General features: G+C 66.7%; 23 protein-coding genes, 1 tRNA gene and 1 riboswitch. Of the genes, 8 read left to right on the top strand and 16 right to left on the bottom strand.

The genetic code is table 11. The features are described 5' to 3' along the window. The first annotated feature begins 83 nt into the window (after window positions 1–83). From AC3EDY_RS12705 to AC3EDY_RS12690, 4 genes are all read left to right on the top strand, one after another. Window positions 84–159, top strand: a tRNA-Ala gene (locus tag AC3EDY_RS12705). Window positions 160–335: 176 nt separating this feature from the next. Next, a complete protein-coding gene (gene obgE, locus AC3EDY_RS12700; protein ID WP_488572867.1) occupies window positions 336–1391 on the top strand; it encodes a GTPase ObgE in 1056 nt (351 codons plus the stop codon). 104 nt (window positions 1392–1495) lie between these two features. Then, the gene (gene proB / locus AC3EDY_RS12695; RefSeq protein WP_488572866.1) at window positions 1496–2629 is read left to right on the top strand and encodes a glutamate 5-kinase; all 1134 of its coding nucleotides are present in this window, start codon (window positions 1496–1498) and stop codon (window positions 2627–2629) included. A 13-nt stretch (window positions 2630–2642) separates the two neighbouring features. Further along, window positions 2643–3575, top strand: coding sequence for an NAD-dependent epimerase/dehydratase family protein (locus AC3EDY_RS12690; protein ID WP_488572901.1), 933 nt, complete (start codon window positions 2643–2645; stop codon window positions 3573–3575). Between the two features lie 55 nt (window positions 3576–3630). Here the strand turns inward: AC3EDY_RS12690 and AC3EDY_RS12685 are convergent, their stop codons facing one another. The 8 genes from AC3EDY_RS12685 to cobA form a co-directional block, all read right to left on the bottom strand. Beyond that, window positions 3631–3954 (bottom strand): hypothetical protein, encoded by a 324-nt coding sequence (locus AC3EDY_RS12685; protein ID WP_488572865.1) that lies wholly within the window; start codon window positions 3952–3954, stop codon window positions 3631–3633. 3 nt (window positions 3955–3957) lie between these two features. Then, a complete protein-coding gene (locus AC3EDY_RS12680) occupies window positions 3958–4164 on the bottom strand; it encodes a hypervirulence associated TUDOR domain-containing protein (RefSeq protein WP_488572864.1) in 207 nt (68 codons plus the stop codon). Between the two features lie 73 nt (window positions 4165–4237). Further along, window positions 4238–5641: an MFS transporter gene (locus AC3EDY_RS12675; protein WP_488572863.1), complete on the bottom strand. Its 1404-nt coding sequence runs from the start codon at window positions 5639–5641 to the stop codon at window positions 4238–4240. Window positions 5642–5770: 129 nt separating this feature from the next. Then, complete coding sequence (locus tag AC3EDY_RS12670; RefSeq protein ID WP_488572862.1) at window positions 5771–6574, bottom strand: phosphoadenylyl-sulfate reductase; 804 nt, start codon at window positions 6572–6574, stop codon at window positions 5771–5773. 5 nt (window positions 6575–6579) lie between these two features. After that, on the bottom strand, window positions 6580–7020 hold the full coding sequence (locus AC3EDY_RS12665; RefSeq protein ID WP_488572861.1) for a DUF934 domain-containing protein: 441 nt from the start codon (window positions 7018–7020) through the stop codon (window positions 6580–6582). Beyond that, on the bottom strand, window positions 7013–8647 hold the full coding sequence (locus AC3EDY_RS12660; RefSeq protein ID WP_488572860.1) for a nitrite/sulfite reductase: 1635 nt from the start codon (window positions 8645–8647) through the stop codon (window positions 7013–7015). Before AC3EDY_RS12660 ends, AC3EDY_RS12665 begins: the two co-directional genes overlap by 8 nt. A gap of 2 nt (window positions 8648–8649) precedes the next feature. Further along, window positions 8650–8946: a DUF2849 domain-containing protein gene (locus AC3EDY_RS12655; RefSeq protein WP_488572900.1), complete on the bottom strand. Its 297-nt coding sequence runs from the start codon at window positions 8944–8946 to the stop codon at window positions 8650–8652. Window positions 8947–8954: 8 nt separating this feature from the next. Further along, a complete protein-coding gene (gene cobA, locus AC3EDY_RS12650; RefSeq protein WP_488572859.1) occupies window positions 8955–9722 on the bottom strand; it encodes a uroporphyrinogen-III C-methyltransferase in 768 nt (255 codons plus the stop codon). A 236-nt stretch (window positions 9723–9958) separates the two neighbouring features. Between cobA and AC3EDY_RS12645 the strand changes: the two genes are divergently transcribed. After that, window positions 9959–10891, top strand: coding sequence for a diguanylate cyclase (locus tag AC3EDY_RS12645; RefSeq protein WP_488572858.1), 933 nt, complete (start codon window positions 9959–9961; stop codon window positions 10889–10891). Window positions 10892–10955: 64 nt separating this feature from the next. Further along, window positions 10956–11044, top strand: a riboswitch (Fluoride riboswitch). A gap of 40 nt (window positions 11045–11084) precedes the next feature. Further along, the gene (locus AC3EDY_RS12640; RefSeq protein WP_488572857.1) at window positions 11085–12359 is read left to right on the top strand and encodes a chloride channel protein; all 1275 of its coding nucleotides are present in this window, start codon (window positions 11085–11087) and stop codon (window positions 12357–12359) included. Here the strand turns inward: AC3EDY_RS12640 and AC3EDY_RS12635 are convergent. From AC3EDY_RS12635 to AC3EDY_RS12620, 4 genes are all read right to left on the bottom strand, one after another. After that, a complete protein-coding gene (locus AC3EDY_RS12635; protein WP_488572856.1) occupies window positions 12342–13325 on the bottom strand; it encodes a mechanosensitive ion channel family protein in 984 nt (327 codons plus the stop codon). The two genes, AC3EDY_RS12640 and AC3EDY_RS12635, sit on opposite strands and share 18 nt — an antisense overlap. Beyond that, complete coding sequence (gene metC / locus AC3EDY_RS12630; RefSeq protein ID WP_488572855.1) at window positions 13322–14566, bottom strand: cystathionine beta-lyase; 1245 nt, start codon at window positions 14564–14566, stop codon at window positions 13322–13324. The genes AC3EDY_RS12635 and metC overlap by 4 nt, the downstream gene beginning before the upstream one ends. Before the next feature lie 72 nt (window positions 14567–14638). Next, complete coding sequence (sseA, locus tag AC3EDY_RS12625) at window positions 14639–15496, bottom strand: 3-mercaptopyruvate sulfurtransferase (protein WP_488572854.1); 858 nt, start codon at window positions 15494–15496, stop codon at window positions 14639–14641. A 160-nt stretch (window positions 15497–15656) separates the two neighbouring features. Continuing rightward, a complete protein-coding gene (locus AC3EDY_RS12620; RefSeq protein WP_488572853.1) occupies window positions 15657–16883 on the bottom strand; it encodes a hypothetical protein in 1227 nt (408 codons plus the stop codon). A 149-nt stretch (window positions 16884–17032) separates the two neighbouring features. Between AC3EDY_RS12620 and queF the strand changes: the two genes are divergently transcribed. Both queF and AC3EDY_RS12610 read left to right on the top strand, forming a co-directional pair. Then, a complete protein-coding gene (gene queF, locus AC3EDY_RS12615; protein ID WP_488572852.1) occupies window positions 17033–17497 on the top strand; it encodes a preQ(1) synthase in 465 nt (154 codons plus the stop codon). Window positions 17498–17691: 194 nt separating this feature from the next. Further along, on the top strand, window positions 17692–17874 hold the full coding sequence (locus AC3EDY_RS12610) for a Flp family type IVb pilin (RefSeq protein WP_488572851.1): 183 nt from the start codon (window positions 17692–17694) through the stop codon (window positions 17872–17874). 155 nt (window positions 17875–18029) lie between these two features. Here the strand turns inward: AC3EDY_RS12610 and AC3EDY_RS12605 are convergent, their stop codons facing one another. The 4 genes from AC3EDY_RS12605 to AC3EDY_RS12590 are packed head-to-tail and all read right to left on the bottom strand — an operon-like array spanning window position 18030 to window position 25092. Continuing rightward, window positions 18030–20093: a glycoside hydrolase family 97 protein gene (locus AC3EDY_RS12605; RefSeq protein WP_488572850.1), complete on the bottom strand. Its 2064-nt coding sequence runs from the start codon at window positions 20091–20093 to the stop codon at window positions 18030–18032. A gap of 6 nt (window positions 20094–20099) precedes the next feature. Further along, a complete protein-coding gene (locus AC3EDY_RS12600) occupies window positions 20100–21725 on the bottom strand; it encodes an alpha-amylase family glycosyl hydrolase (protein WP_488572849.1) in 1626 nt (541 codons plus the stop codon). After that, on the bottom strand, window positions 21722–23575 hold the full coding sequence (locus AC3EDY_RS12595; RefSeq protein ID WP_488572848.1) for an alpha-amylase family glycosyl hydrolase: 1854 nt from the start codon (window positions 23573–23575) through the stop codon (window positions 21722–21724). Before AC3EDY_RS12595 ends, AC3EDY_RS12600 begins: the two co-directional genes overlap by 4 nt. Further along, on the bottom strand, window positions 23572–25092 hold the full coding sequence (locus AC3EDY_RS12590) for a tryptophan halogenase family protein (protein ID WP_488572847.1): 1521 nt from the start codon (window positions 25090–25092) through the stop codon (window positions 23572–23574). The genes AC3EDY_RS12595 and AC3EDY_RS12590 overlap by 4 nt, the downstream gene beginning before the upstream one ends. Window positions 25093–25107: the final 15 nt, after the last annotated feature.

Genomic DNA, 25107 nt, shown 5'->3' with positions numbered 1-25107 from the left:
CTTGGCGCGGCCATGCCCGTGCGCTAAGGGCGTCGCTCTCCAAACAGGGGCCGCAGCGGCCCCGTGACGGATGATACTGGAACGGGGCCGTAGCTCAGCTGGGAGAGCGCGTCGTTCGCAATGACGAGGTCAGGGGTTCGATCCCCCTCGGCTCCACCAGTAAAAATTGAACGGACCGGTCTCGTTTTCCGGTCTCCTGCTCGCCAGCCTGCTGCCTGCCCGATATCCGCCGTGCGATCCAGCCGGCGGACGGGGCGGGAAAGCGGGCCTTGGCGCAATCGGCGTTGGCTGTCAGCGCGCCGGCCGCGCCGCTTCACGATTGCCGGACGCCAACGATGCATTTTCTCGATCAGGCCAAGATATTCATCCGCTCGGGCCAGGGCGGTCCGGGTGCGGTCAGTTTCCGGCGCGAGAAATACATCGAATACGGCGGGCCCGACGGGGGCGACGGCGGCAAGGGCGGGGACATCGTGTTCGAAGCGGTGGCCGGCCTCAATACCCTGATCGATTTCCGCTATACCCAGCATTTCAAGGCCCAGCGCGGCCACGGCGGCGCGGGCAAGAACCGCACGGGCGCGGGTGGCGAAGACCTGGTGGTCAAAGTGCCCGTCGGCACGCAGGTGCTGGATGACGAGCGCGAGACCGTGCTGGTCGATCTGACCGAAGCGGGCCAGCGCGTGGTGCTGCTGCGCGGCGGCGACGGCGGGCGGGGCAACTTGTCGTTCAAATCCTCGACCAACCGCGCGCCCCGCCAGTGCGGGCCGGGTTGGCCAGGGGCGGAAATGTACGTCTGGCTGCGGCTCAAGCTGCTGGCCGATGCCGGCCTTGTCGGCCTGCCCAATGCCGGCAAATCGACGTTCATCAACCAGATCACCAACACCAAAGCCAAAGTGGGCGATTACGCGTTCACCACCACGCGCCCGCAACTGGGCGTGGTGCGCCACCGCGCGCGCGAATTCGTGCTGGCCGATATTCCCGGGCTGATCGAAGGCGCGGCCGAGGGCGCTGGGATCGGCGACCGTTTCCTGGGCCATATCGAGCGCTGCCGGGTGCTGATCCACCTGATCGACATTCACGGCACCGATCCGGCAGAGGCGCTGCATATCGTGGAAGAGGAACTGGCCGCCTATGGCGCCGGCCTCGACGCAAAGCCGCGCGTGGTGGCGCTCAACAAGATCGATCTGGTCGATGCAGAGCTGGTCCACGCCTTTTCGCGCGAATTGATCGAGGCAGGCGCCACACGGGTATTTCCGATTTCTGCCGCCACGGGCCAGGGGATGGACGATCTGCTCGATGCCGTGCTCGATCATCTGCCGGCCGCCACCGTTACCGAGCGCCCCGAGGGCGAGGTGGAAGACGCGGCCCAGGCCAGGCCCTGGTCGCCGATCTGACCTTGCGTGGCGCGAAACCCGTGCGCAAGCGCACGTCAAAGCGTGTCACAATTCCTTCAAGCGCCCTTCACCTGCCGGGGCATTTGGCCTAAGCCGCGCCGGTCATGCGCATCCGCCAGCTTTCCCATCTTGCCGATCCTGCCTTGTGCCCCCGCCTGGTGATCAAGGTCGGCTCTGCCTTGCTGGTCGGCAAGGATGGACAGCCGCGCCGCGAATGGTTGACGGCGCTGGTGGCCGAAATCGCCGCCGCGCGCCTCGCCGGGCAGCAGGTGATCGTGGTCTCGTCGGGCGCGATCGCGCTGGGCGCGCGCCGGCTGGGGCTGGCCAGGGGCGGGCGGGGCAGCCTCGCCGATGCCCAGGCCTGCGCTTCCGTCGGGCAGATCGCGCTGGCCGGGCTCTGGGCCGAGTTGCTGGCCGCCCATGGCATCGCCGCCGCACAGATTCTGCTGACGCTGGAAGACCTGGAGGACCGGCGCCGCTATCTCAACGTCACGGCCACGCTCGGGCGGCTGCTGCTGGCCGGTGCCGTGCCGGTGATCAATGAAAACGATTCGGTCGCGACGCAGGAAATCCGCTTTGGCGACAACGATCGTCTTGCCGCCCGCGTGGGGCAGGCGGCCGCTGCGCAAGCGGTGCTGCTGTTATCGGATATCGATGGGCTTTACGATCGGGATCCGCGCGAGCCGGGTGCCGTGCGCATTCCGCTGGTCCAGGGCGTCACGCCTGAAATTCACGCCATGGCGACCGGCGGTTCATCCTCGGGCCTGGGATCGGGCGGGATGACGTCAAAGCTTCAGGCGGCCGAGATTGCCGAACTGGCGGGCATGGCCCTGGCAATCATCGACGGGCAGCCGGTTTCGCCCATTGCCGGCGCGCTCGGCGCCACGCGTGGCACCCTGTTCCTGCCCCGCCGCCGTCACACGGCGCGCAAGGCCTGGCTGGGTGGCCGCCTGCGGATGCGCGGCACAGTCACTGTCGATGCAGGCGCGGCCGCGGCGCTGGCCCGCGGATCGAGCCTGCTGGCCGCCGGGGTAACCGCGATCGCCGGCGATTTTGCGCGGGGCGATGCCGTGGCCGTGCTGGGGCCGGATGGGCAGACCCTGGCGCGCGGCCTTGCCGAATACGATGCGGCCGAGGCGGCGCGGCTGATGGGCCACCCATCGTCGGCGCACGAAGCGATCCTAGGCTATGCGCCGCGCTCCGCGCTGATCCACCGGGACCAGATGGTGCTGTTGTGAGCGGCCGCGCATGATGGCCTTGCGCCAGAGGCCGGGCGAACTGCTGGCGGTGACCGGGGCGACCGGCTTTGTCGGCCAGGCCGTGCTCGAACAGGCTGCCCGTGCGGGGGTGGACGTGCGGGCGCTGACCCGCCGGCCGCAGCCTGCCCGCGACGGCGTGGAATGGGTCGAAGGCGATCTTCACGATGCCCTTGCGCTAAGGCGGCTGGTCCAGCGCGCCGGCGTGGTGCTGCACATTGCCGGCGTGGTGAACGCGCCCGATCCGGCAGGCTTCCACACCGGCAACGTGACCGGCACGCTCAATGTGGTGAACGCCGCGCTGGCTGGCGGGGTGGAGCGCTTCATCCACGTCTCGTCGCTATCCGCGCGCGAACCGCAGCTATCCGTTTACGGTGCCAGCAAGCGCAAAGGCGAGATGATCGTACGTGCGTCCAGTCTCGATTGGACGGTGGTGCGCCCGCCGGCCGTCTATGGCCCGCGCGATACCGAGATGTTCGAGCTGTTCAAGCTGGCGCGCCGGGGGATCGTGCCCCTGCCGCCCGAAGGCCGCGCCTCGATCATTCACGTCAACGATCTTGCCCGCCTGCTCCTGGCCCTGGTGCCGGGCAGCGAGGACGTGACAAGCCGAACGTTCGAACCCGACGACGGCACCCCCGGCGGCTGGCGCCATGCCGATCTTGCCCGCGCCATCGGCATGGCCATGGGCAAGCGCGTAAAACCGCTGTCCCTGTCGCGCGGTGTCATGGAATGGGCTGCCCGGGCCGACCGTCGGCTACGCAAGGACAAAGCCAAGCTGACGCTCGACCGCGTGGGTTATATGTGCCACCCGGACTGGACCGTCAGCCCCGCGGCGCGCCCTTCGCCCAGCCTGTGGGAACCCCAGGTGGAAACGAGCCTTGGCCTCCACGCGACGGCTGCGTGGTACAAGGAGGAGGGGTGGCTGTAATCCCATTCGCCAGGCCCGCGCCGTTACACCGCGCTGCCCGAGGACCAACCGGGCATCAGGAATCGAGTGCCTTGCGCTTGGCCTCGGCCCAGCGCCGGCCTTCATCACCACCCCAGAGCAGCCAGGCGGTGAACCCGGCGGAAGGGTCTTCGTCGCTGTCCCATTGATGGCTCTGGCCGCGCTTGTCGACAGCATGGCGCGCAAAATAGCTGGCCATCGCCTTGACGTCCTTCTCGCTGACGGATTGCCGTTCGGCCAGTTGCCGGGCACGTTTCACGCCGACGTCCGTACCGCCGCGGTTGAATTTCTCACGCAGCCTGAGGCCGCGCCGGGCATTGGCCGCCATTTTCTGCGTGGGCGTGAAAGTCTGGGTTGCCATGTGTCACTCCCGGGTCAGAGCCGCAGGTTTGTGTGCCGCCCTCGCGCCTTTTTCCGTTTCGACGATGACTTGCGGATTGTCTTTCGAAGCGGCCACCTTGTGACTCTTGATCCTGGTTTCGCTGGTGACGGTTTTCACCACTTTACCGTGCGCGGTGCCGCCGCTGCTGTTCCATTTCACTTTGGTGCCTTTGCGCAGGTTTCCGGCCACGATCGTGCTCCTCTCGCCGTGCAGAGGGAAAAACGAGCAGTCGCAGCGGCCGTTCCCGCCCGCTGGGGTGCGGTCACCGGGCGGTCAGCGCCTCTCCCGCTTCGTGCGGCAGCCGCAGCGCGCTGATCAGGCCGCCCAGCGACAGCAGCGCCATCGCCACGAAGGCAAAGCGATAGTCGGCACCCGCGCCGGCAAGGCCCAGCCTGCCGGCAAGCGCTTCGCCCGCGTGCACGCTCATCGCGGCGGCGGTTACGCCCGCAGCGGCACCAAGCTGGAGGATGGTGTTGAACAGGCCGTTGGCATCGCCCATGGCGGCCTGGTCCACATCGGCAAAGGCCAGCGTGGAAAGCGTCGAGAACTGCAGCGAACGCGCAAGGCCGTTGACGAACAGCAGCGCGGCCACGAGCGAAGCGGGGGAGCGGGGGCCGATCGCTGCGAGCGACAGCAACGAGGCGGCGCAGATCAGGCCATTGACGACCAGCACGTTGCGGTGGCCGAAACGGCGCAGGATACGCTCCACCAGCGCTTTCATGGTGATGTCGCCGGCAAACAGGGCCATCACGAAAAGCCCGGCATGCACGGCGCCGAACCCGAAGCCCGCCTGCATCATCAGGGGCAGCAGGAACGGCACGGCGCCGATCGCCATGCGGGTCAGTGTCCCGCCGCCCACGGCCGCGCGGAACGACAGCGTGGCCAGCGGGCGCAGTGCAAGCAGTGGATGGGGGCTGCGCCGCAAGTGAGCCAGAGTCACCGCCAGCACGGCAAGCCCCGCGGCGATCAGCCCCAGGCCCAGCGCATCGACCCGCCGCGCGCTGTGTTCGAATCCGGCCTGGAGGATGGTAACGCCCACGGCGCTGAGAGCAAAGCCGGTCCAGTCGAAGCGGCGGCGCGGGCCGCGCACGTCGGGGATCAGCCAGAACGCGGCGACCAGCGCGAAAAGACCGAGCGGGACGTTGAAATAGAAAATCCAGCGCCAGCCCAGATGCTCGGTAATGAAGCCACCCACCGGCGGGCCGACAACGGGGGCGAACAGCGCCGGCCAGATCAGGGCCGACATCGTGGCGATCACCTGGTCGCGCGGGGTGTGACGCATGACGACGAGCCGGCCGACCGGCGTCATCATGGCGCCGCCCACGCCCTGAAGCACGCGCAGGGCAACGAATTCGGGCAAGGACTGCGCCTGGCCGCACAGGGCCGATGCCAGCGTGAAGACGGCCACGGCCACCATGAAGATGCGGCGCGAGCCAAAACGGTCTGCCAGCCAACTGCTGGCGGGGATCAGCACGCCCAGCGCCAGGAGATAGGCCGAAATGCCGATATCGAGAGCCACGGCCGCCGTGCCGAAGCTTTGCGCCATCGACGGCAGCGCCGTGTTGAGGATCGTGCCGTCGAGAATTTCCATGAACAGCGCGCCGGTGACCAGCCACATCATCAGGCGGCGGCGCAGCGGGGAAAGGGGAATGATCTCGTCGGTCAAGGGTGGAGCTTCCGGGGCGGGCGATCAGGCGGGCATTAATGCGGCAAGGCCTTGTATCAAGCACCGGCGGCAAGAAAATCCCTGGTGGTCGTGATGGTGCAGGTCCGCCTGGCGCCGGCTGCCGCCCGGTCAGAACGCCGGTTCGTAGCCCGGGGGCAGATCCCCGGGTCGATCCGCGCTGCCGGGAAGGTGGATGCCGCATTCGGTCTTGTCCCAGCCTTTCCAGCGGCCCGAACGCGGGTCTTCGCCCGGCTTTACTCTGCTGGTGCAGGGGGCGCAGCCGATCGAGGGATAGCCCTGTGCCACCAGCGGATGCTGCGGCAGGTCGTGCGCGCGGAAGTAAGCGTCGAGCGCGTCCTTGGACCAGCTGGCCAGGGGGTTGATCTTGAGGCGGCCCGCCGCATCGCTTTCGTCCAGCTCGAACCGGGGCAGGCCCGCGCGGGTGGCCGACTGGAAACCCTTGCGCCCGGTGATCGAGGCATCGAACCCGGCCATGGCGCGGGCGAGCGGTACCACCTTGCGGATTTCGCAGCACCCGTCCGGGTCCCACGACCAGCGCAGCCCGGCTTCGTCCTTCTTGGCAACGACCGCCGGATCGGGTTCCAGCACGGTGAGGCCAGTCAGCCCCAGTTGCGCCACCAGGGCATCGCGATAGGCAAGCGTTTCGGGAAAATGCTTGTGCGTTTCAAGAAACAGCACCGGCGTTGCCGGATCGACCTGCGCGACAAGGTGCAGCAGCACGGCGCTTTCCGCGCCGAAACTCGATATTGCCGCCACGCGCCCTGCCAGCCCTTCGGCCAGCACCGCGCCCAGCATGTCCTGCGCGCCGGCATCCGCGAAGCGTGCATTGAGCGCGGCGACATCGGCCGCAGTGAAGCGGGGGGCACCGGCGCCAAGGGCCAGCATGTCGGGCAGGCGGGCGGGGCTGGCCATGGCGATCAGGCCTGGCGCGGGCCATGCCGCGCTGCCCAGATCGGGGCGCGGCCATCGACCGTCTGCTGATAGACTTCGGGCCAGGTGGCGAAGGCAGCGTCGGCCGCTTCGGGGCTGATCGGCTTGTCGGGCGCAAACGAATCGAAGCCGCAGCGGCGCATGTGGCTCAGCTGGTCGATCAGCACGTCGCCCACCGCGCGCAGTTCCCCGGTATAGCCGCGCTCGCGCAGGGCACGGGCAGCGGAATAGCCGCGGCCATCCGCAAAACTGGGAAAATTCACTTCGATCAGCGCCAGCCGCTCAAGATGCGGCACCAGCGCCAGGGCATCGTCGCCCGGCTCGATCCGCACCGCGGTGGCATTGCCTTGCGCCGCAAAGGCATCGACGGTTACGGCCGGATCGCTTACCGGCTCGTCCGTGCGATAGCGCAGCACCGTTTCAGCCATAGATCGCCTCCTTGAACGGGGCCATGCCGATGCGGCGATAGGTATCGAGAAAGCGTTCCGTGCCTTCGCGCCGCGCCAGGTAGACATCGGTGACCTTTTCGATGGCATCGACCACGCCGTCCTCGGAGAAGCCCGGCCCGGTGATCGTGCCCAGCGAGGTGTCGGCGCTTTCCGTCCCGCCCAGCAGCAGCTGGTAGTTTTCCACGCCCTTGCGATCCACCCCGAGGATGCCGATGTGCCCGGCATGGTGGTGCCCGCAGGCATTGATGCACCCCGAGATTTTCAGCTTGAGCTCGCCAAGGTCGCGCTGGCGTCCGATATCGGCAAAGCGATCCGTGATCTTCTGGGCGAGCGGGATCGACCGGGCATTGGCAAGCGCGCAGTAATCGAGGCCCGGGCAGGCGATGATGTCGGTGATCAGGTCGAGGTTGGGCGTCGCGAGGCCGGCGGCATCGAGCGCCTGCCACACCCGGTAGAGATCGGCCTTCTTCACATGCGGCAGCACGATGTTCTGCGCATGGCTGACGCGCAGTTCATCCAGGCTGTAATCGCACGCCAGATCGGCCATCAGGCGGATCTGATCGGCGCTCGCATCGCCCGGGATGCCACCAACGGGCTTTAGACTGATCGTGACAATGGCATAGCCGGGCCGCTTGTGCGCGTGGACGTTTTGATCCACCCACAGCGCGAAATCGGGATCGGCAAGGTCGAGATCGTCGGAAAGCCCGCTTTCCAGGCCCGGATCGGCAAACATCGCCTTGATCCGCTCCAGCTCGGCCGGCGGTGGTTCCAGGCCCAGAGTCAGGATATGGGCGAATTCCTCGTGCACCTGGCGGCGATACTCGGCAACGCCGATTTCATGGACGAGGATCTTGATCCGCGCCTTGTACTTGTTGTCGCGCCGGCCGTGGCGGTTATAGACGCGCAGCGCCGCTTCCAGAAAGCTGATCATCTGCAGCGCGGGCACGAATTCGGCAATGCACGGCCCGACCATGGGCGTGCGGCCCATGCCGCCGCCAGCAAAGAACTTGCAGCCGATCTCGCCCGCCTCGTTCCTGACGATCTGGATGCCGATGTCGTGCAGGCGCATGGCCGCGCGATCGGTCTCGCTGGCGATGACCGCGATCTTGAACTTGCGCGGCAGATAATCGAATTCCGGGTGGAACGTGGACCACTGACGCAGCAGTTCCGCATAGGGGCGGGGGTCGGCCACTTCGTCGGCCGCGGCACCGGCGAAATGATCGGACGTGGTGTTGCGGATGCAGTTGCCGCTGGTCTGGATCGCGTGCAGTTGCACTTTGGCAAGGTCCGCCAGGATATCGGGCGCATCGGCCAGCTTGATCCAGTTGTACTGAATGTTCTGCCGCGTGGTGAAATGGCCATAGCCGCGATCGTACTTGTCGGCGATATCGCCCAGAACGCGCATCTGCGCCGAACTGAGCGTCCCGTAAGGCACCGCGACACGCAGCATATAGGCATGAAGCTGCAGATAGAGCCCGTTCTTGAGACGCAGCGGCTTGAACTGGTCTTCGGTCAGCTCGCCCGAAAGCCGGCGGGCCACCTGTCCGCGGAATTCGGCAACGCGCGCATCGACCATGGCCTGGTCGTGTTGATCGTATCGATACATGGTCAGATCACCCAGCTGCCGGCCTGCGGATCGGCAGGCTTGCGCGATAGATCGAGGCGCACGGTGGGGCCGAGCGCGCGGATGCGGTCCTTGATATGGGCCGGACGCACCGTGCCATCCTGCAGGAACGCATCGACGACATGGGTATCGGTCACCACCTGCCGCGCGTTTTCGCGGGCGATGATGGCATCGGCATCGTGATCGACCGCGACGGCATGATCGACGTGGCGCGACCAGCCTTCGCCGGTCCACCAGATCACGTCGCCGGTGCGCAGGTCGTTGCCGGTGATCAGCTTGATCCTCTCGCTCATCGGGCTGCCTCTACAACCGCTTGCAAGTCCATGATGTCTCCCCGCGCGGTCACTTCGCCGATGACGATCAGTGCCGGGCTCTTGATCCGCTGCCGGGCCACCAGATCGGCAAGGCCCGCCAGTGGCCCCCTTACCACGCGCATTTCCGGGCGCGAGGCATTTTCGATCACCGCCACCGGCATGGTCGGCGCCAGGCCGTCGGCCATCAGCTTTTCGGCGATCGCCGCCGCCGTCGCCACGCCCATGTAGATGACCAGCGTCCGCCCGACGCCAGCCAGGCCCGCCCAGTTCTGATCCGACAGGCCCTTGCACTGCCCAGCCACGAACGAGACGACCGAGGCGCTTTCGCGGTGCGTCAGCGGCATCTGCGCCGCGGCCGCGGCGCCGAGTGCGGCGCTGACCCCGGGCACGACCTCCACCGGCACGCCGGCGGCTCGGCACGCCTCGGCCTCTTCGCCACCGCGCCCGAAAATGAACGGATCGCCGCCTTTCAGGCGCACCACGTCACGGCCAGCCAGCGCTTCGGATACCAGCAGGGCGTTGATCTCGTTCTGGGGCATGGTGTGGCGTGAACGGCGCTTGGCAACGGAAACGAATCGCGCGCCGCGCGGGGCCATGGCCAGCACGGCCGGATCGACCAGCCCGTCGTGCACCACAAGACCGGCTTTCATCACCAGGCGCGCCGCGCGCAGCGTCAATAGATCGGGATCGCCCGGGCCGGCGCCGACCAGGAACACGGTCCCGGGGATGGATGCATGGGTCATGGGGCGCATGTGGGCATCCTGGCGCTTTCCCGCCAGCGAGAATCGATTGGGCGGGGGCTAGGTGAGCTTTACGGCTTTGGACCGCATCGCTTGCACGCGCCGGCGCAAACGTCGGCAATGTTAGCATGGGCATCAGAAACTTAACCAATTTTGCCAAGCATTTGTTGATATCTGGCTTACGATCATCGGCGCAGGATATGTCGGTGGGGAGGGGGAACACAGTACGAGGACCACACATGCGCTTCTATCTTGCGACATCGTTCATCTTCCCCCGGTCGCTGCGCCTGCGGCTGTTCACCCTGTGCTTCGTTACCACGCACCTGCCGCTGATCAGCTATTGCATCTGGGGTCTGGCGACCGGGCGGATCGAATTGGCGGAATTCGTGCTGCTGACCCTGGCGACGCTGATCGGCACGATCATGGCCCTGTTTGGCATAGGGGCACTGCTCAATCCCATTCACGTGCTGGCCAACAGCCTGAATGGCACGCATGGCCCGAATGGCAAACCCGGCCCGAACGGTAAGCCCGGCCCGAACGGTAAGCAAGGCAACGGCCGCCCGGATGCCGATCCTGCCCTGCCCCCGGCCATGGACGTGATCCAGTCGCTCTATGCCGGGGTGCACCGCGCGACGGCTTCTGCCGAGGCGCAGATCGAGACGCTGATCGTGGCCGCGCAGGAGGATGCGCTGACCGGCATTCTCAACCGGCGCGGATTTCTGGACGAGATGGTCGCCCGGATGAACGACGGGGTGCGCGGCTGCGTGGTCCTGCTCGATGTCGATCATTTCAAAGCCGTCAACGATACCCTGGGGCACGACCAGGGCGATCACATCCTTTGCGCGCTGGCGGCAACGCTGTCCCGCGAGATCCGCCGCGTAGACGTGGTCGGACGCTGGGGCGGGGAAGAATTCGTGGTCTTCCTGCCCGGCTGCGTGGAAGAGGAAGCCGGCCGCATCATAGACCGCATCGGCCGGGTCCTGCGCCATGCGCCCATCGGCGAAGTGAACGGGCGGGCCATAACCTTTTCCGCCGGCATCAGCGCATGTGCGGATGGCGATCTGTCGGCGGCGATACAGCGTGCCGACGAAGCGCTTTATTATGCCAAGGAACACGGGCGTGACCGCGTGGTATGCCATGCCATCACCCGCAGCGAGCATTTCGCCTATTGACCCGCCAATGGATGGGGCATGCCGCCCACCCGGTCTTGACCGCGCGCCCGGCGGCAGCCATAGCAATGTCCATGGCGATGGATTTCCGCCAGGCTTCCGGCCGAACCGCCCGCCACGCCGCAAGGCGCCAGGGCTGATGATTCCTACCTGAGATCGGCCTGCCCCTTGCCGGGCACCTGCAACAGGAGGGATCGTGCGCGCAGTCTTCAACCGGTTCCGCATCCGCTGGTGCTTGGCCCTGGTGGCCATGGCGCTTGCCGTGGGCACGGCCTGTGCCGGGTTCCTGTGGGCACTGGATGCCGTCACGCGCCTGCGCTTCGGGGCGCCCTGGCTGCTTTATGGCCTGCCGCCGTGCGGAGTGGCCGTCGCGCTGCTCTATCGTCGCTTCGGCGCGCGGGCCGAAGGGGGCAACAACCTGATTCTCGATGAAATCCACGAGCCGGGCGGCGGAGTGCCGCTGGCCATGGCGCCGCTGGTCGTGATCGGCACGGTGGCCACCCACCTGTTCGGCGGATCGGCCGGGCGCGAAGGGACGGCAGTGCAGATCGGCGGCGGCCTGGCGGGCGGGCTGGCCGATCGGCTGGAGCTGTCGGGCAAGGCGCGGCGGCTCTTGCTGACCGGCGGCGTGGCGGCCGGTTTCGGCGCGGTGTTCGGTACGCCGCTGGCCGGCGCGGTCTTCGCCGTCGAGGTGCTGGCGCTCGGCGCGCTCGATCTGGCGGCGCTGGCGCCGTGCCTCGTCGCCGCGCTGCTGGGCGATTTCGCCTGCCGGCTGTGGGGAGCGCATCACACCCCCTATCCCGCCTTGGCCTTGCCGTCGGCGGATTGGGGCGGGTTGGCCGTGCTGCTGGCCAAGGCCGCGCTGGTCGGCGTGGCGAGCGGCGCCGTTGCGCGCCTGTTCGCCACCGCCAATCACGGGCTGGCCGGTCTCTACAAGCGGTTCGTGGCAAATCCGCTATGGCGCCCGGGGATCGGCGGGCTGGTGGTGATCGGCCTTGCGCTGGCGTTCGGCACGCAGGACTATCTGGGGCTGGGCATACTGGCGCCCCATCCCGGCGCGCCGACTTTGCCCGGCTTTTTCACGGCCGCGCCTGACCGGTGGAGCTGGCTGATCAAGCTGGTTTTCACCGTTGCGACACTCAGCGCGGGGTTCAAGGGCGGGGAAGTTACGCCGCTGTTCTTCATCGGCGCGGGGCTGGGTAGCGCGCTGGCGCCGGTAACGGGCCTGCCCGTCCCGCTGATGGCGGCGATGGGCATGGTCGCGCTGTTCGGTGCGGCGGCCAATACGCCGGTCGCCTGCGCGGTGATGGGGCTGGAACTGTTCGGCACCGGTGCCGCCCCGGCGCTGATCGTCGCCTGCATGGCGGCCTATCGCGTCTCGGGCCACCGCGGCATCTATCGGGCGCAGCGCATCGCCCGGCCGAAGTGGCCGCGCCGCGGCGGCGAGGGCGGTTCACTCCGCGCGGGGTGAGGCATCCGGCATCGCCGCGAACAGGGCGCGCAGCGCGGCACTGTCGCGCAGGCGAATGTCCGACTGCGGATAGGGCACTTCAACGCCATGGTCCTGGAACAGCCGCCATAGCGCGCGCAGCACCTGGCTGCGCACATTGGCCGTGCCTTCCTGCGGATCCTCGATCGTCACGTAGATCGCCATGTCGATCCCGCTGGCCCCCAGCGCGCTCATGACCACGGACGGGGCAGGCTCGGCAAGCACGCGCGGCGCGGCGCGCGCGGCCTGCAGCATGAGCTGCTCGGCAAGGTCTAGATCGGTGCCGTAAGCGACGCTGACGGGAATGGTCAGCACGATCTGCGTGTTGGAATAAGACCAGTTCTCCACCTGGGTGGTCATCAGGATCTCGTTGGGAATCAGGTATTCGCGGTTGTCGCGCGTGGCGACCGATACCGCGCGGATGCCGATCTTGCGCACCTGGCCGATGGCATTGCCCTTGCCATCGTTGATGGCGATGACATCGCCCGGCTTGATCGAACGGTCCATCAGCAGAATGAGCCCGGCGATCAGGTTGCCGAAAGTCTTTTGCAGGCCAAAGCCGATAGCCAGGCCGAACGCACCGGAAAAGACCGTGAGCGCGGTGAAATTGATGCCCAGCAGATCGATGCCGATGAAAAAGGCCAGCGCCCAGATGACGAGCGAGACGACCTTTTCCCCCAGGACCTGCTGCGCCGGATCGAGACTGGTTGCGCGGGCAAAGAAATGGCGCGCCAGCCGGCTGCCCAGGCGAGCCAGCATGAACATGGCGATGACGACCAGCACCATCCGCGCCGCATTGAGCACGGAAACGTGATAATGGCCGATGTCGAAGCCGAGATCGTCAAGCGATTGGATAAAATCGGCCAGCTTGCGGTTGGCCGGGTGGTGCAGCCGGCGCGCTTCTCCCGCCGTGGCCGCAATCGTGGCCCAGATTGTGGTCAAACTCATGGTATCCGTGCCCAGACCGCAAGAGCCTGTTCAAGATCGGCGACGAGATCGTCCGGGTCTTCCAGCCCGATGGCCAGGCGTATGCCGAACCGGTCGGCCGGGTCCATGCCCGGCTGCGGCCAGAGGCTGGCGTAGCGGATCGGGCCGGGATCGATCGGGGTGGCAAGGCTTTCGAACCCGCCGAAGCTGTAGCCGATGCCGAACAGCCCCAGGGCATCGATCAGGGCATCGCGCGCGCGGGCCGTTCCTCCTTTCAGCACGAAGCTGAACAGGCCGCAGCCCCCGGTGAAGTCACGCCGCCAGTAATCGTGACCTGGCGCGCCGGGCAACATCGGGCAGAGTACGCGCGCCACCTCGGGCCGGGTGGAAAGCCATCGCGCCACGGCAAGGGCGGCCGCCGTCGCGGCTTCGAGCCGCAGGCCCATGGTGCGCAGGCCGCGCAGCAGGATCGCGGCATCGTCAGGCGAAACCACCAGGCCCAGGTTCTGGCTGCGGAGCCGCAATTTTGCATACCATTCGGCCCCGGCGGTCGCCGATCCCATGATCACGTCGGAATGGCCGCTGACGTGCTTGGTCAGCGACATGATGGCAATGTCTGCGCCATGGGCAAGCGGGGCAAAACCCAAGGGAGAAGCCCAGGTATTGTCCACCAGCACGACCAGGCCCTGTTCCCGCGCGGCGCCGATCAGCGCGGGCATGTCGGGCACTTCCATGGTAAGGCTGCCCGGCGCTTCGAGCAGCACGGCGCGTGCGCCGGGGCACAGGGCGGCAAAGGCCTGCGTGTCGGTGGGATCGAACCAGATGGTGTTGACCCCGAATTCGGCCAGCAGGCCGCGCGCCATCGCCCGGCTGGGTTCATAGGCATTATCGGTCAAAAGCAGTGTATCGCCTGGCCGCAGCACCGTCAGCAGCGCGCCGGCAATGGCGCTGACGCCAGAGGGATAAAGCACCGTTCCGCCTCCCAGGGCGCCGGGTTCCAGTTCGGTCAGCGCTTCGGCCAGGGCCCATTGCGTCGGCCCGCCGCGCCGCCCGTAATAGAAATGCCCGTCGGCATTGGCGGGATGGCTGCGCAACGTGGCCATGTCGGGGTAGAGATGCGTGCTGGCGCGCCATACCGGCGGATTGACGACGGCGCCGGGCTGGCCGGGAGTGCCCGTCCATTCCGCGCGGCGCCCAGCCTGGGCCAGGCGCGTGGCCCGCTTGAGATCGAGGCGGTTCGGCTTGTCGGAAGAGGCTGTCATGCCCCGTGCAAAGCACAGATGCAGGGTTTTCGAAAGCCTGCAAACGGATGCGCTGCAAGAAGCCCGTGTTCGTCAATCCACCAGGCAGTTGGCCGGCCCGGTTTCCTTTGGCGTGGCGGGATCGGCGCCCCATTCGCTCCAACTGCCGTCATAAAGCGCAACGTCGTTCTTGCCCAGCAGATGCAGGGCAAAAATGACGACGTTGGCGGTCATCCCCGAACCGCAACTGGCGATCACCGGCTGATCGAGATCGACGCCGGCCTCGGCAAAGGCGGTGCGCAGCCCCTCGGGCTTTTTCCAAGTGCCGTCGGGCGCGAACAGGCTGGCATAGGGCACGTTGCGCGCGCCGGGAATATGGCCGCTGGCCAGCGCCGGGTTGGTTTCCTTGACATCGCCGGTAAAGCGACCGGCGCCGCGCGCATCGACAAGCTGTTCGGCCCGGCTGGACAGATTGGCCAGGATCTGGTCCTTCGATCGCAGCGCGCGCAGATCGCTCCATGCGGTGAAATGCCGATGCCGCAGCGTTTCGCGTCCCTGGGCACAAGGCCGGCCTTCGGCTTTCCACTTGGCGATACCACCGTCCAGCAAGGCCACGTTCTGGGCGCCGAACAGGGTCAGCATGAACCAGGCGCGGGTGGAAGACCTGATCGGGCTGTCATCGTAAAGCACGATGCGGCTGCCATCGCCCAGGCCCAGGTTCTGCATGCGGCTGGCGAATTTTTCCGCCGAAGGCAGCGTGTTGGGCAGGCCGGTGGCGGAATCGACCAGATTACCCAGGTCCATGAACACGGCGCCGGGAATGTGGCATGCCTCATATTCACGCGGCGCGTCGCGCGTGTGTTCGGGCAAAAAGCAACTGGCATCGACGATGCGCAGATCGCTTGCTCCCATCTCGTTGGCGAGCCATTGGGTGGAAACCAGCGGTTCCATGATATTCTCCTGCCTGCGTGCGACCCATCTGCGCGGGTTCGTTTTGGTATCCAAATCCATGTCGATAGGGGTCTAAAACGCCAGCGCCGTGCCGTCGATTGCAAAATGTGGCCGATCGCGCATGCCGCTGTCCCGAAGCTGGCCCCGGCCCCGATCTCGGTCACAGCGCCGGCAGTGGCATCGGCCGCTGATCGAGCGCATCGAACACGCGCGGCCCCTGGTCCAGCCGGAACGGCAGCAGCGGGGCGGCCGGATCGGCCCTGGCGGAGGGCTGGCCCACCAGAAAGGCGGCATGGGCATGGCAGGCCGCGCCATCTTCGCGCGTAGCCCAGACGCCAACGCGCACGATCGGCACGAACAGTTGCGCCGCGCCGGCGCGAATCGTCAGGACGGCCGAGAGCGGCAGGCGCATTTCCACTGCGATTTCCGCAGATTGCCCCGCGTCCAGGCGCTCGATCCGGCCCAATGGGGGCAGTTCCGGCCCGGCCAGGCCCAGTTGCTCCTCCATGGCACGGGATGCATGGGCCGAAGTGACGTCACCCGAAATTGCCAGATCGGCCAGTGCTTGCACGCTGTCGTTGGCAAGGATCAGGCGCCCTGACAACGTGGTGTTGACCAGCGTGGCGCTGAGCCGGTCTGCCTGCAGGGCGAGTACGAGGGAGCCTTGCGCCTCGACCGCGGGCGATACCCGCGGGGTGGGCATCGGCTGGCGCTGGGGCTGGGGCGGAGCAGGCGGCGGAGGGGGCGCGGCTGGCGCCGCGACGGCCCTCGGCAGGCGAGCGCGCCGGCGCCGGCGGATCAGCACAGCCGCCGCCATCGCGAGGGCGCCCAGGCCCACCGGCCAGGGCCACCACGCAACCCCCGCGCGTGGCGGGGCGGTGGGCGCCGGTACGGCGGTGCCGGTGGTGTCTGGCGTGTTGGCCGGGCGGGGCCCGACGGCTTCGGGCAGACGTGCTGCGGGTGTGGCGGATGACAGTGCGACGGGCGCGGCTGGCGAGGGTGCGGCCGCCACCGGTGCTGGCCGCGGTGCCGGTTGTGGCGGGCGCCGGGTGGGCCGGAGGCGGGGCGGCGGGCCGGCCTGCGGCAAGACGATGGCCGGGGCATCCGCACCCCGGGCCTGCAACGGCGCTGGCAAGTCCCGGCTTGCCTCGGCCGGGGCCATCGGCCTGATCGCCGGCACGGGCGCCGGTCTGTCGAGCGTAGGCAGCGTGGGGGCCGGCACTGTCGGTGCGATCACGGGCGCTGCCCCTGGTAAACCGGGTCGCGGGTCTGCCTGGGGCTGGGCCTTGCCCGGTGTGCCCGCAAGCACCGCCAGGGTGCCGGCTGCAAGGCCGACGATCTGCCCGGCCCGGCGCAGATTGTGACGTAATGGGGAAATGCCGCGCATGGCTGGCTCGAACTGCCTTGTTTCGTGATGTGTCGCGATTGACCATACGGCCCGGGCGCGTTGAATAATGCCTGAACCGGCGTGCGCAAGCCGCCGGCTTGCCCGCAGGCCGCGTTTCGGTGCATGGCGCGCCGGAGAAAGGATTGCCCATGTCAGATTCCCGCCATCCGGCCCCGCTGCACCTGGGGCAGGCCAGCACCTTGCCCGCCTCGCCCGAAGCGGCCGTGCTCGACTATGTGCCCAACCCGCGGCCGGGCACGCTGTATCTGGTGCGCTTTGCCGCGCCGGAATTCACCTCGCTGTGTCCGGTTACCGGTCAGCCCGATTTCGCGCATCTGGTGATCGATTACGCACCGGGCGAAACCATCGTGGAATCCAAGTCGCTCAAGCTGTTCCTGGGCGCCTTCCGCAATCACGACGGCTTTCACGAGGATGTGACCGTGGGCATCGGCCAGCGCCTGTTCGCGGAAATGAACCCGCAATGGCTGCGGATCGGGGGTTACTGGTATCCGCGCGGCGGCATTCCCATCGACGTGTTCTGGCAATCCGCGCCGCCGCCCGCCGGGCTGTGGCTGCCCGACCAAGGCGTGCCCGGCTATCGCGGCCGCGGCTGACGGGCTGCCGGCGAGCGGGGCCTGGGTGTGACCGGTGTGTGGCTGAAATGTGATTTTGCAAAGGGTTAACCAGCACCTTTGGCGATATGGCGCAATTGCATGCGGTTTCCGCTGCAAAAATCCGGAGAGCGTTTACCATTGGTTAGGTCTACTCCGGCAGAAGGGCTCCAGATTTTGGACTGGAGACCGGGACCATGACTTTCCTTCGCAAGCTTGCCAATGACACCGAGGGCGCCACCGCCATCGAATACGGCCTGATCGCCGCCCTTATCGCCGTTGCCGCCATCACCGCCATGGGCGCGCTGGGCAACTCGCTCGGCAACACGTTCAACCTTGTGTCGAACGACATGAACAACGCTTCGGACGGCACTCTTTAAGGCCTGATCCGGCTTGATGGCCCCGGCCGCGCCGATGCGCTGCCCGGGCCATCCCAGGGCCTGGAGCGATCCGACGGATCGCGGCGCAGGCCATCCACGGTAGAGGGAAAAGGGAGCCCGCAACGGCTCCCTTTTCTTTTTGGAACGGCCGCGTTCTATTTTCCGGGGTGCAGGCGAATGGCCGCGCCGCCGCCGGGGGCGAGCCACAGTGCGAGCGTGTCGCCTTTCCGTACGGTTCTGGTTTCGTAGGCGATCCTGTGGCGCGCCTCGGTTTCATACGTGGCGCCTTCGCCGTCCCTGTAAATCGTGGCGGTATAGGCCTTGCCGGGATCGAGCATGTCGAAGCGCATCGTGACAGTGCGCGCCGTCGCATCGTTGACGCCGCCCGCGTACCAGTCGTCGCTCTTGCGGTCCTTGCGCGCAAAGATCGCATATTCGCCCACTTCGCCCGCGATCAGGTGGCTTTCGGCCCAGTCGGCCGGTACCTGGCGTATGAATTCCAGTTCCCGCGGATGGGCGGCCAGGTTTTCGATGAAATCGGCGGCCATCTGGATGGGCGAATAGATCGCCAGATAAAGGCCCAGTTGCTTGGCCAGGGTCGATGCCATCGCTGCGTGGTTGGCCCCTTCCAGGCTGAGCACGCCGGGCGTGAAGTCCATCGGGCCTGACAGCATGCGGGTGTAGACCAGCGTGGGTTCGTGTGCCGGCCCGTTGGCGAATTGCCCCCAGGCGTTGTATTCCATGCCCCGCGCGCCTTCGCGATCGATCCAGTTGGGATAGGTGCGGCGCAGACCGGTATCCTTGACCGGTTCGTGCGCATTGACCGCGATGTGATACTTTGCCGCCGTTTCGACGACTTTCAGGTGATGCTGCACCTGCCGCTGGCCATCATGGTAAGCCATGGCATAGCTGCCGGGCGTGGCGCCGGGTGCCAGGATGCCCCCGGCATCGGCGACATAGCCGGTCTTGACGGCATGTACGCCGAGCGACGCATAGAGCTTCATCGCATCGTCAAGCTGGGCTTCGTAATTGGCGATGTTGCCGCCGGTTTCGTGGTGCCCGATCAGTTCCACGCCTTTCTTGCGCGCATAATCGGTAACGGCCTTGATGTCGAAATCCGGCGTCGCCTGCGTATAGCTGAAATCCTTGCCGTTGCCGAACCAGTTGCCGTTCCAGCCCTTGTCCCAGCCTTCCACCAGCACGCCGCCGAAGCCGTTCCTGGCGGCGAAATCGATATATTGCTTGGTGCGCGCGGTGGTCGCGCCATGGTTGGGGCCTTCCGCCCAGGTCCAGTCGCCGCGGATCATGCCCCACCAGATGCCGATGTATTTCATCGGCTTGATCCAGCTGACGTCGCCCAGCTTGTTGGGCTCGTTGAGATTGAGTTCCAGATCGTTTTCGACAAGGCCGGCCGCGTTATCGGCAATGCGGATCGTGCGCCAGGGCGTGGCGAAGGGCAGCGCGCGCACCACTTTCGGGCCATTGGGATCGGGGGACAGGGTGGAACGGAAGCTGGTGCCTGAAATGCGCTTGAACCACATGGCCGAATAATCGACCAGCGCGGCTTCATGGAACGCCAGGTGCGTGCCGTCGTCCAGCTTCATGGTGATCGGGGTGTGAGCGGTGGATACGCCGTTGATCGGCGTTTTCTGGTAAACCTGCTCGTACCGGTTCCATTCGCCACCGGGTATCCACCAGGCCGTGCCGTTCTGCGCGATGTTGAATTCGGTAAGTTCGTCGGCGATGTTCATCGTCTTCATCGCCGGCTGGGCGGGCAATTCATAACGCAGGCCGAAGCCATCGTCGAACAGGCGGAAGCGCACGTTCATCGCGCGCCCGCCCCATTCGGGCACCTGCCTGAATTTGACCAGCAGTTCCGTGTGGTTGTCGGTGACGAAGCGGCGTTCCCCCCACGGCTGTTCCCAGGTGACGGACTTGGGGCTCGATGCCTCGCTGCCGATGATGTGGTTGCCGCGTACCATGGTCGGGCTGTCGGCCAGGATGAAGCCCAGCGACGAGGCGCCGATCAGCAATTTGCCTTTGCGCGAAAGGCTATAGGTGGGGCGGCCATCGGTGTCGATCGCCACGGTCAGCACAAGGCTTCCATCGGGCGATGCGGCGGAGACCGGGGCATCCTGGGTTTGCTGGGCAAGCGCCGGAAGCGGGGCGCAGGCCAGCGCCAGCGCCAGCGGCGCTGCTAGGCGGGCAGGGATAGACATGGGGGGTCAGGTCCTCTCTTCGATGATCAGCGCAGCGAACGGGGGGAGATAGCCGGGACCGGCATCGTTTTCGGCCACCAGTACCGTGCCGTGTTCGGCCACGTCTTCTGGCCAGGCGACGGGTTTGCCCGACATGTTGATCAGCACGAGCAGCGACTGGCCGGCATGGCGGCGCCGCGCCACCAGCAGGCTGGCGTCGGCATGGAGCACGGCGAAACTGCCGTGGCGCAACGCCGGGCTTTCCCGGCGCAGGTGCAACAGGCGGGTGGTGAGCGAAAGCAGCGAGCGGGGATCCTTCTCCTGCCGGTCTACCGCACGCGCCAGGTTTTCCTCGCCCAGCGGCAGCCACGGCGCCGGGCCGGCGGTAAACCCGCCCATCGCGCTTTGTGCCTGCCAGGGCAGCGGCGTGCGCGCGCCATCGCGCGACAGGGTCAGCGGCCAGTTGGCGATCGCTTCGGGATCCTGCAGCATTTCGAAAGGAATATCCACCTGGGTAAGGCCAAGCTCCTCGCCCTGATAGAGGATGATATTGCCGCGCAACGCCGCGAACAGCACGGCTTTCATGCGGGCATAGGCATCGCGCGCTTCCGGCGTGGTCCAGCGCGACAGGGCGCGCGGGGCATCGTGGTTTTCGAACGCCCAGCTGGGCCAGCCCATGCCCGGCTCGTCAGGCCATTTGGCCAGCACATCGCGCACCATCGCGGGGGTGATCTGCTGGGCATAGAGAAAATCGAAGCCATAGGCGCTGTTGAGGCGCGAAGCGCCGGCCGTGTATTCCTTCATTTCGGTTTCGGCGAGATCTCCGCCCACTTCGGCCACGGTAAAGACCGCGCCATAGCTGTCGCACAGCGCACGCAGGCGTTCGATGAACGTGACGATGCCCGGGTGCGACTGGTTGTAGATCTTGAGCTGGTAATCGAACGGACGGGTACGGCGGCGGCCGTCCTGGGGCGCGGGCGGATTGTCGCGCAGCGTCGGGTCATGCATCAGGAAATTGAGCGCATCGATGCGGAACCCGTCGACGCCGCGATCCAGCCAGAACTTCATGACGCCCAGCAAGGCTTCCTGCACCGCCGGATTGTGCGCGTTGATCTGCGGCTGTTCGGCGAGGAAGTTGTGCAGGTAATACTGGCAGCGGCGCGCATCCCAGCGCCAGGCGGGGCCGCCGAACACCGATTGCCAGTTCGACGGCGGCGACCCGTCGGGCTTGGGATCGGCCCAGACATACCAGTCGGCGCGGGGATTGTCGCGGCTCTGCCGGCTTTCCACGAACCACGGATGCAGATCCGACGTATGGGCATAGACCTGGTCGATAGTGACTTTCAGCCCGAGCGCGTGCGCGCGGGCGATCAGTGCGTCGAAATCGTCGAGCGTGCCAAAGACCGGATCGACGTTGCAGTAATCCGAAACGTCATAGCCGAAATCGCGCATCGGCGAGGTGAAGAACGGCGAAATCCAGATGGCATCGACCCCGAGCCGCGCCACGTGATCGAGCCGCGATGTGATGCCGGCCAGATCGCCCACGCCATCGCCATTGGAATCGGCGAAACTGCGCGGATAGATCTGATAGATCGTCGCGCCATGCCACCAGGGCAGGCCTTGCGCGGAAGACGGAAGCGGTTGCTGGATCATTGGCCCTGCTTGGGAGAGGAGAAAGGAAGGACGCGGCAGACAGCGCTGCCATAGGCCGGCAAGTCAAGCACGGCCGAGCCCGGTGCGGATACGGCAGCGGGGCACTGCCCGAGCAGACTTTCCAGCGCGCGCGCGCCGCTGCCGATCGTGCTGGCGGCGCTGATCGCCTGGCCGGACGTGTTGAACGCGATCAGGTATTCCGCGCCGGTTGCGGGATCGAAGCGCGAGACGCTGAACAGACCCGGCTTTTCGCCATAGCTGCGCGTCACCTGCATGCCTCGGGCCAATGCGGGATGAGCGGCGCGCAGGGCGTTGAGCCGGGCGATCAGGCGGTAAAGCGGATGATCGGGATTGAAATTGTCCTGCGCCGTCGTGCGCGTCGTGCCGAGCAGCGGCTGGTCGTTATAGCTTGCAACCTTGCTGGCGAACATATCCTGCCGGGCGGCCTGGTCGTTGCCGTGGCCGACCATGCCCTGTTCATCGCCATAATAGACCACCGGGCTGCCGCGCAGGGTCAGCAGCATGGTATGCGCCAAAGCCGTGCGGGCCAGCAGTTCGTCCCGGGCCATGCCTGGGCGGTCGTGTTCCACCAGCCAGGCGAAACGGCCCACGTCGTGATTGTCGATGAACGTCGGCTGGGCCAGCGCGGCCTTTTCGCCGCCCTGGTAAAGCACGTCGCCATCGAACAGATCGGCCAGAACGTCGGTGCCCTTGTCCTGCGCCAGCACGGCGCGCACCGCCGCATGAAACGCGAAATCCAGCACATGGGGATAGCCATCGCGCCGGGTGAAGCGGGCGATATAGCCGTTGTCGGGATTTTCCCGCGCCACTTCGCCAAAGATGGTGAAATGGGGAATGCCTGCGTCCCTGGCCACCCGTTGCATGGCGGGAATGAACGCCTGCCAGAAGCCGGGATCGACATGGCGGGCGGTATCGATGCGGAAGCCATCGACGCGAAATCGGCGGATCCAGTCGGCATAGATCGCGATCATTCCGGCGCGCACGCGTGGATGCTCGGTAAACACGTCGTCCAGACCACCGAAATCGCCGAATCGGCTGTTCTCGCCGCTGAACGTGCTGTCGCCGCGATTGTGATAGTATCGCGGATCGTTCAGCCAATCGGGCACTTTCACATGCTCTTCCCCCTGGGGAACGATCGGCGTGTAGGCATAGGCGGGATCGGTAAGACGGGCGAAATTGGCGGCGCTGGCGTCTTCGTCGCCGGCAAAGCCGGGATTGATGGCCGGGCCGGACAGGCCACCCTTGCGGCTGTAGGGATAACTGGCCTTGTCGCGATAAGGCGCGGCGGTGCCGGCGGGCACTTCGCGATACTGGATCACGTCGGCTGTGTGGTTGACCACGATGTCCATATAGACCTTGAGACCGCGCGCATGGGCGGCCGCCACCAGCGCGGCAAAATCGGCATTGGTTCCGAAATGCGGATCGACCCGGGTAAAATCGGTTATCCAGTAGCCATGGTAACCGGCGCTTTCCTGGCCAGGGGCACCTTGCACGGCCTTGTTCTTGAACACCGGCCCGACCCACAGCGCGGTGAAGCCCATGCCTTTGATGTAATCCAGCCGGGCGACCAGGCCCTTGAGATCGCCGCCGTGGTAAAAGCCCTTGTCGGATGGATCGAACCCGGTCTGCAGGCGGCTGCCGGAAAGCCCGCCGGCATCGTTGGCCATGTCGCCATTGGCAAAACGATCGGGCAGGACGAAATAGATCGATTCTCCTTCGGCCGGGCGGGCCGCCACGGCAGAGGGCGCAGGCGGTGCTGCCGGCGCGGCTTGCGCGGTGAGCGCCAACAGGGCAGCCGAAAGCGCGGCAACGGCACGGAACGGCATCATGCGGCGGCTCCCTGAAGGGAATGGGCCGCGCAGTGGCGGGCGATATAGTCCCCATGCCTGGGATAGGCCGCCACCTCGCGGGTGTAGAGCGCGTGCAGCGTATCGAGCCAGGCGGCGAGATCGGCGGGCGGAACCGCCTCTGCCAGGGCATGGCTGGTGGCGGGAACGATGCCCTGGCCGACCAGCACCTGAAGCCAACCCACTTCGCTGAACAGATCCGCCTGGTCGCGGAAGAGATGGCCACCCGCGCGGAACAGCGCGATCCGTTCGGCCAGCGTCTCGGGCAGGGACAGGCTGCGACAGGCCTGCCAGAACGGCTCTTCGCGTTCGTTGGCCCAGTAATGCAGAACGAGGAAGTCGCGAATGCGCTCCATCTCTTCGGCGAACTGGCGGTTGAAGGCGGCGCGTACCGCCTGTTCCGGTCGACGCGTCGGACCGAACGCGATGATCCGGGCGATCATCGTCTGGATCAGGTGGATCGACGTCGATTCCAGCGGCTCGAGAAATCCGCTCGCCAGGCCCACCGCAATGACGTTGTGCGACCAGGCCCGGCGGCGCCGGCCGGTGGTGAAACGGATGATGCGCGGATCGGCCAAGGCTTCGCCGTCGAGATGGGCCAGCAGGCCCGCGGTCGCTTCATCGTCGGAAAGATAGGCGCTGCAATAGACGCGGCCGTTGCCGGTGCGATGCTGCAGGGGAATGCGCCATTGCCAGCCCACGGCATGCGCCGTGGCGCGGGTATAGGGCGTGAGCGGCGCGGCGCTGACACTGGGCACTGCAACGGCGCTGTTCGCCGGCAGAAACTGCGACCAGTCATCGAAGCCCGCGCCCAGCGTCTGTTCGATCAGCAACCCTTTGAGGCCCGAGCAATCGATGAACAGATCGCCGCCGATAACGCTGCCGTCGGCGAGGGTCAACCCGGTGACATCGCCGCTGGCCCCATCGCGCCCCACGGCAACGATCGTGCCTTCGCGGCGGATGACGCCCTTGCCCTGCGCATAGCGGCGCAAGTAGGCGGCATAGAGCCCCGCATCGAAATGGAACGCATGAGGCATCTGCGGCACGTTGGGATTGGTGACCGGCGCGCCGTCGTGCATCTTGCCGGCGCGGCCGGCCAGATCGTTGAGGCTGTAATCGCCCAGGGGCCGGGCCAGGCCCAGCCGATGCGCGCGCGACCAGTAATGGCGAAAGGCGCCCAGGCCGATGTCGCGGCCGACATCGCCGAAGGCATGCATGTAGCGGTGCCCCGGGCGCAACCAGCCGACGAATTCGATGCCCAGCTTGAACGTGGCGCCGGTGGCGCGGATGAAATCGGTTTCGTCGATACCCAGGGCCTGGTTGAACATGCGGATCTGGGGGATCGTTGCCTCGCCCACCCCGATCGTGCCGATCGCATCGCTTTCCACCAGCGTGATACGGGTGCTTTCGCCCAGGAAATGGCCCAGCGCGGCCGCGGTCATCCAGCCGGCCGTGCCGCCGCCGACGATAGTGATCGAACGCGGAACCTGGCTGTCCATGGCGATAAACCTCTA

The sequence above is a fragment of the Novosphingobium sp. DS6-6 genome (assembly GCF_057784975.1).
The sequence above is the reverse complement of the archived record's forward strand: the minus strand, read 5'-3'. Positions and strand labels throughout refer to the sequence as shown.

Bases quoted from the DNA above. Each gene is read 5' to 3' on its own strand.
- AC3EDY_RS12685 (WP_488572865.1), bottom strand. From the start codon at position 3,954: ATGGCAACCCAGACTTTCACGCCCACGCAGAAAATGGCGGCCAATGCC.
- sseA (WP_488572854.1), bottom strand. From the start codon at position 15,496: ATGGAACCGCTGGTTTCCACCCAATGGCTCGCCAACGAGATGGGAGCA.
- AC3EDY_RS12610 (WP_488572851.1), top strand. From the start codon at position 17,692: ATGACTTTCCTTCGCAAGCTTGCCAATGACACCGAGGGCGCCACCGCC.
- AC3EDY_RS12670 (WP_488572862.1), bottom strand. From the start codon at position 6,574: ATGGCCAGCCCCGCCCGCCTGCCCGACATGCTGGCCCTTGGCGCCGGT.
- obgE (WP_488572867.1), top strand. From the start codon at position 336: ATGCATTTTCTCGATCAGGCCAAGATATTCATCCGCTCGGGCCAGGGC.
- AC3EDY_RS12660 (WP_488572860.1), bottom strand. From the start codon at position 8,647: ATGTATCGATACGATCAACACGACCAGGCCATGGTCGATGCGCGCGTT.
- proB (WP_488572866.1), top strand. From the start codon at position 1,496: ATGCGCATCCGCCAGCTTTCCCATCTTGCCGATCCTGCCTTGTGCCCC.
- AC3EDY_RS12600 (WP_488572849.1), bottom strand. From the start codon at position 21,725: ATGATCCAGCAACCGCTTCCGTCTTCCGCGCAAGGCCTGCCCTGGTGG.
- metC (WP_488572855.1), bottom strand. From the start codon at position 14,566: ATGACAGCCTCTTCCGACAAGCCGAACCGCCTCGATCTCAAGCGGGCC.
- AC3EDY_RS12605 (WP_488572850.1), bottom strand. From the start codon at position 20,093: ATGTCTATCCCTGCCCGCCTAGCAGCGCCGCTGGCGCTGGCGCTGGCC.
- AC3EDY_RS12665 (WP_488572861.1), bottom strand. From the start codon at position 7,020: ATGGCTGAAACGGTGCTGCGCTATCGCACGGACGAGCCGGTAAGCGAT.
- AC3EDY_RS12635 (WP_488572856.1), bottom strand. From the start codon at position 13,325: ATGAGTTTGACCACAATCTGGGCCACGATTGCGGCCACGGCGGGAGAA.
- queF (WP_488572852.1), top strand. From the start codon at position 17,033: ATGTCAGATTCCCGCCATCCGGCCCCGCTGCACCTGGGGCAGGCCAGC.
- AC3EDY_RS12620 (WP_488572853.1), bottom strand. From the start codon at position 16,883: ATGCGCGGCATTTCCCCATTACGTCACAATCTGCGCCGGGCCGGGCAG.
- AC3EDY_RS12590 (WP_488572847.1), bottom strand. From the start codon at position 25,092: ATGGACAGCCAGGTTCCGCGTTCGATCACTATCGTCGGCGGCGGCACG.
- cobA (WP_488572859.1), bottom strand. From the start codon at position 9,722: ATGACCCATGCATCCATCCCCGGGACCGTGTTCCTGGTCGGCGCCGGC.
- AC3EDY_RS12645 (WP_488572858.1), top strand. From the start codon at position 9,959: ATGCGCTTCTATCTTGCGACATCGTTCATCTTCCCCCGGTCGCTGCGC.
- AC3EDY_RS12595 (WP_488572848.1), bottom strand. From the start codon at position 23,575: ATGATGCCGTTCCGTGCCGTTGCCGCGCTTTCGGCTGCCCTGTTGGCG.
- AC3EDY_RS12690 (WP_488572901.1), top strand. From the start codon at position 2,643: ATGGCCTTGCGCCAGAGGCCGGGCGAACTGCTGGCGGTGACCGGGGCG.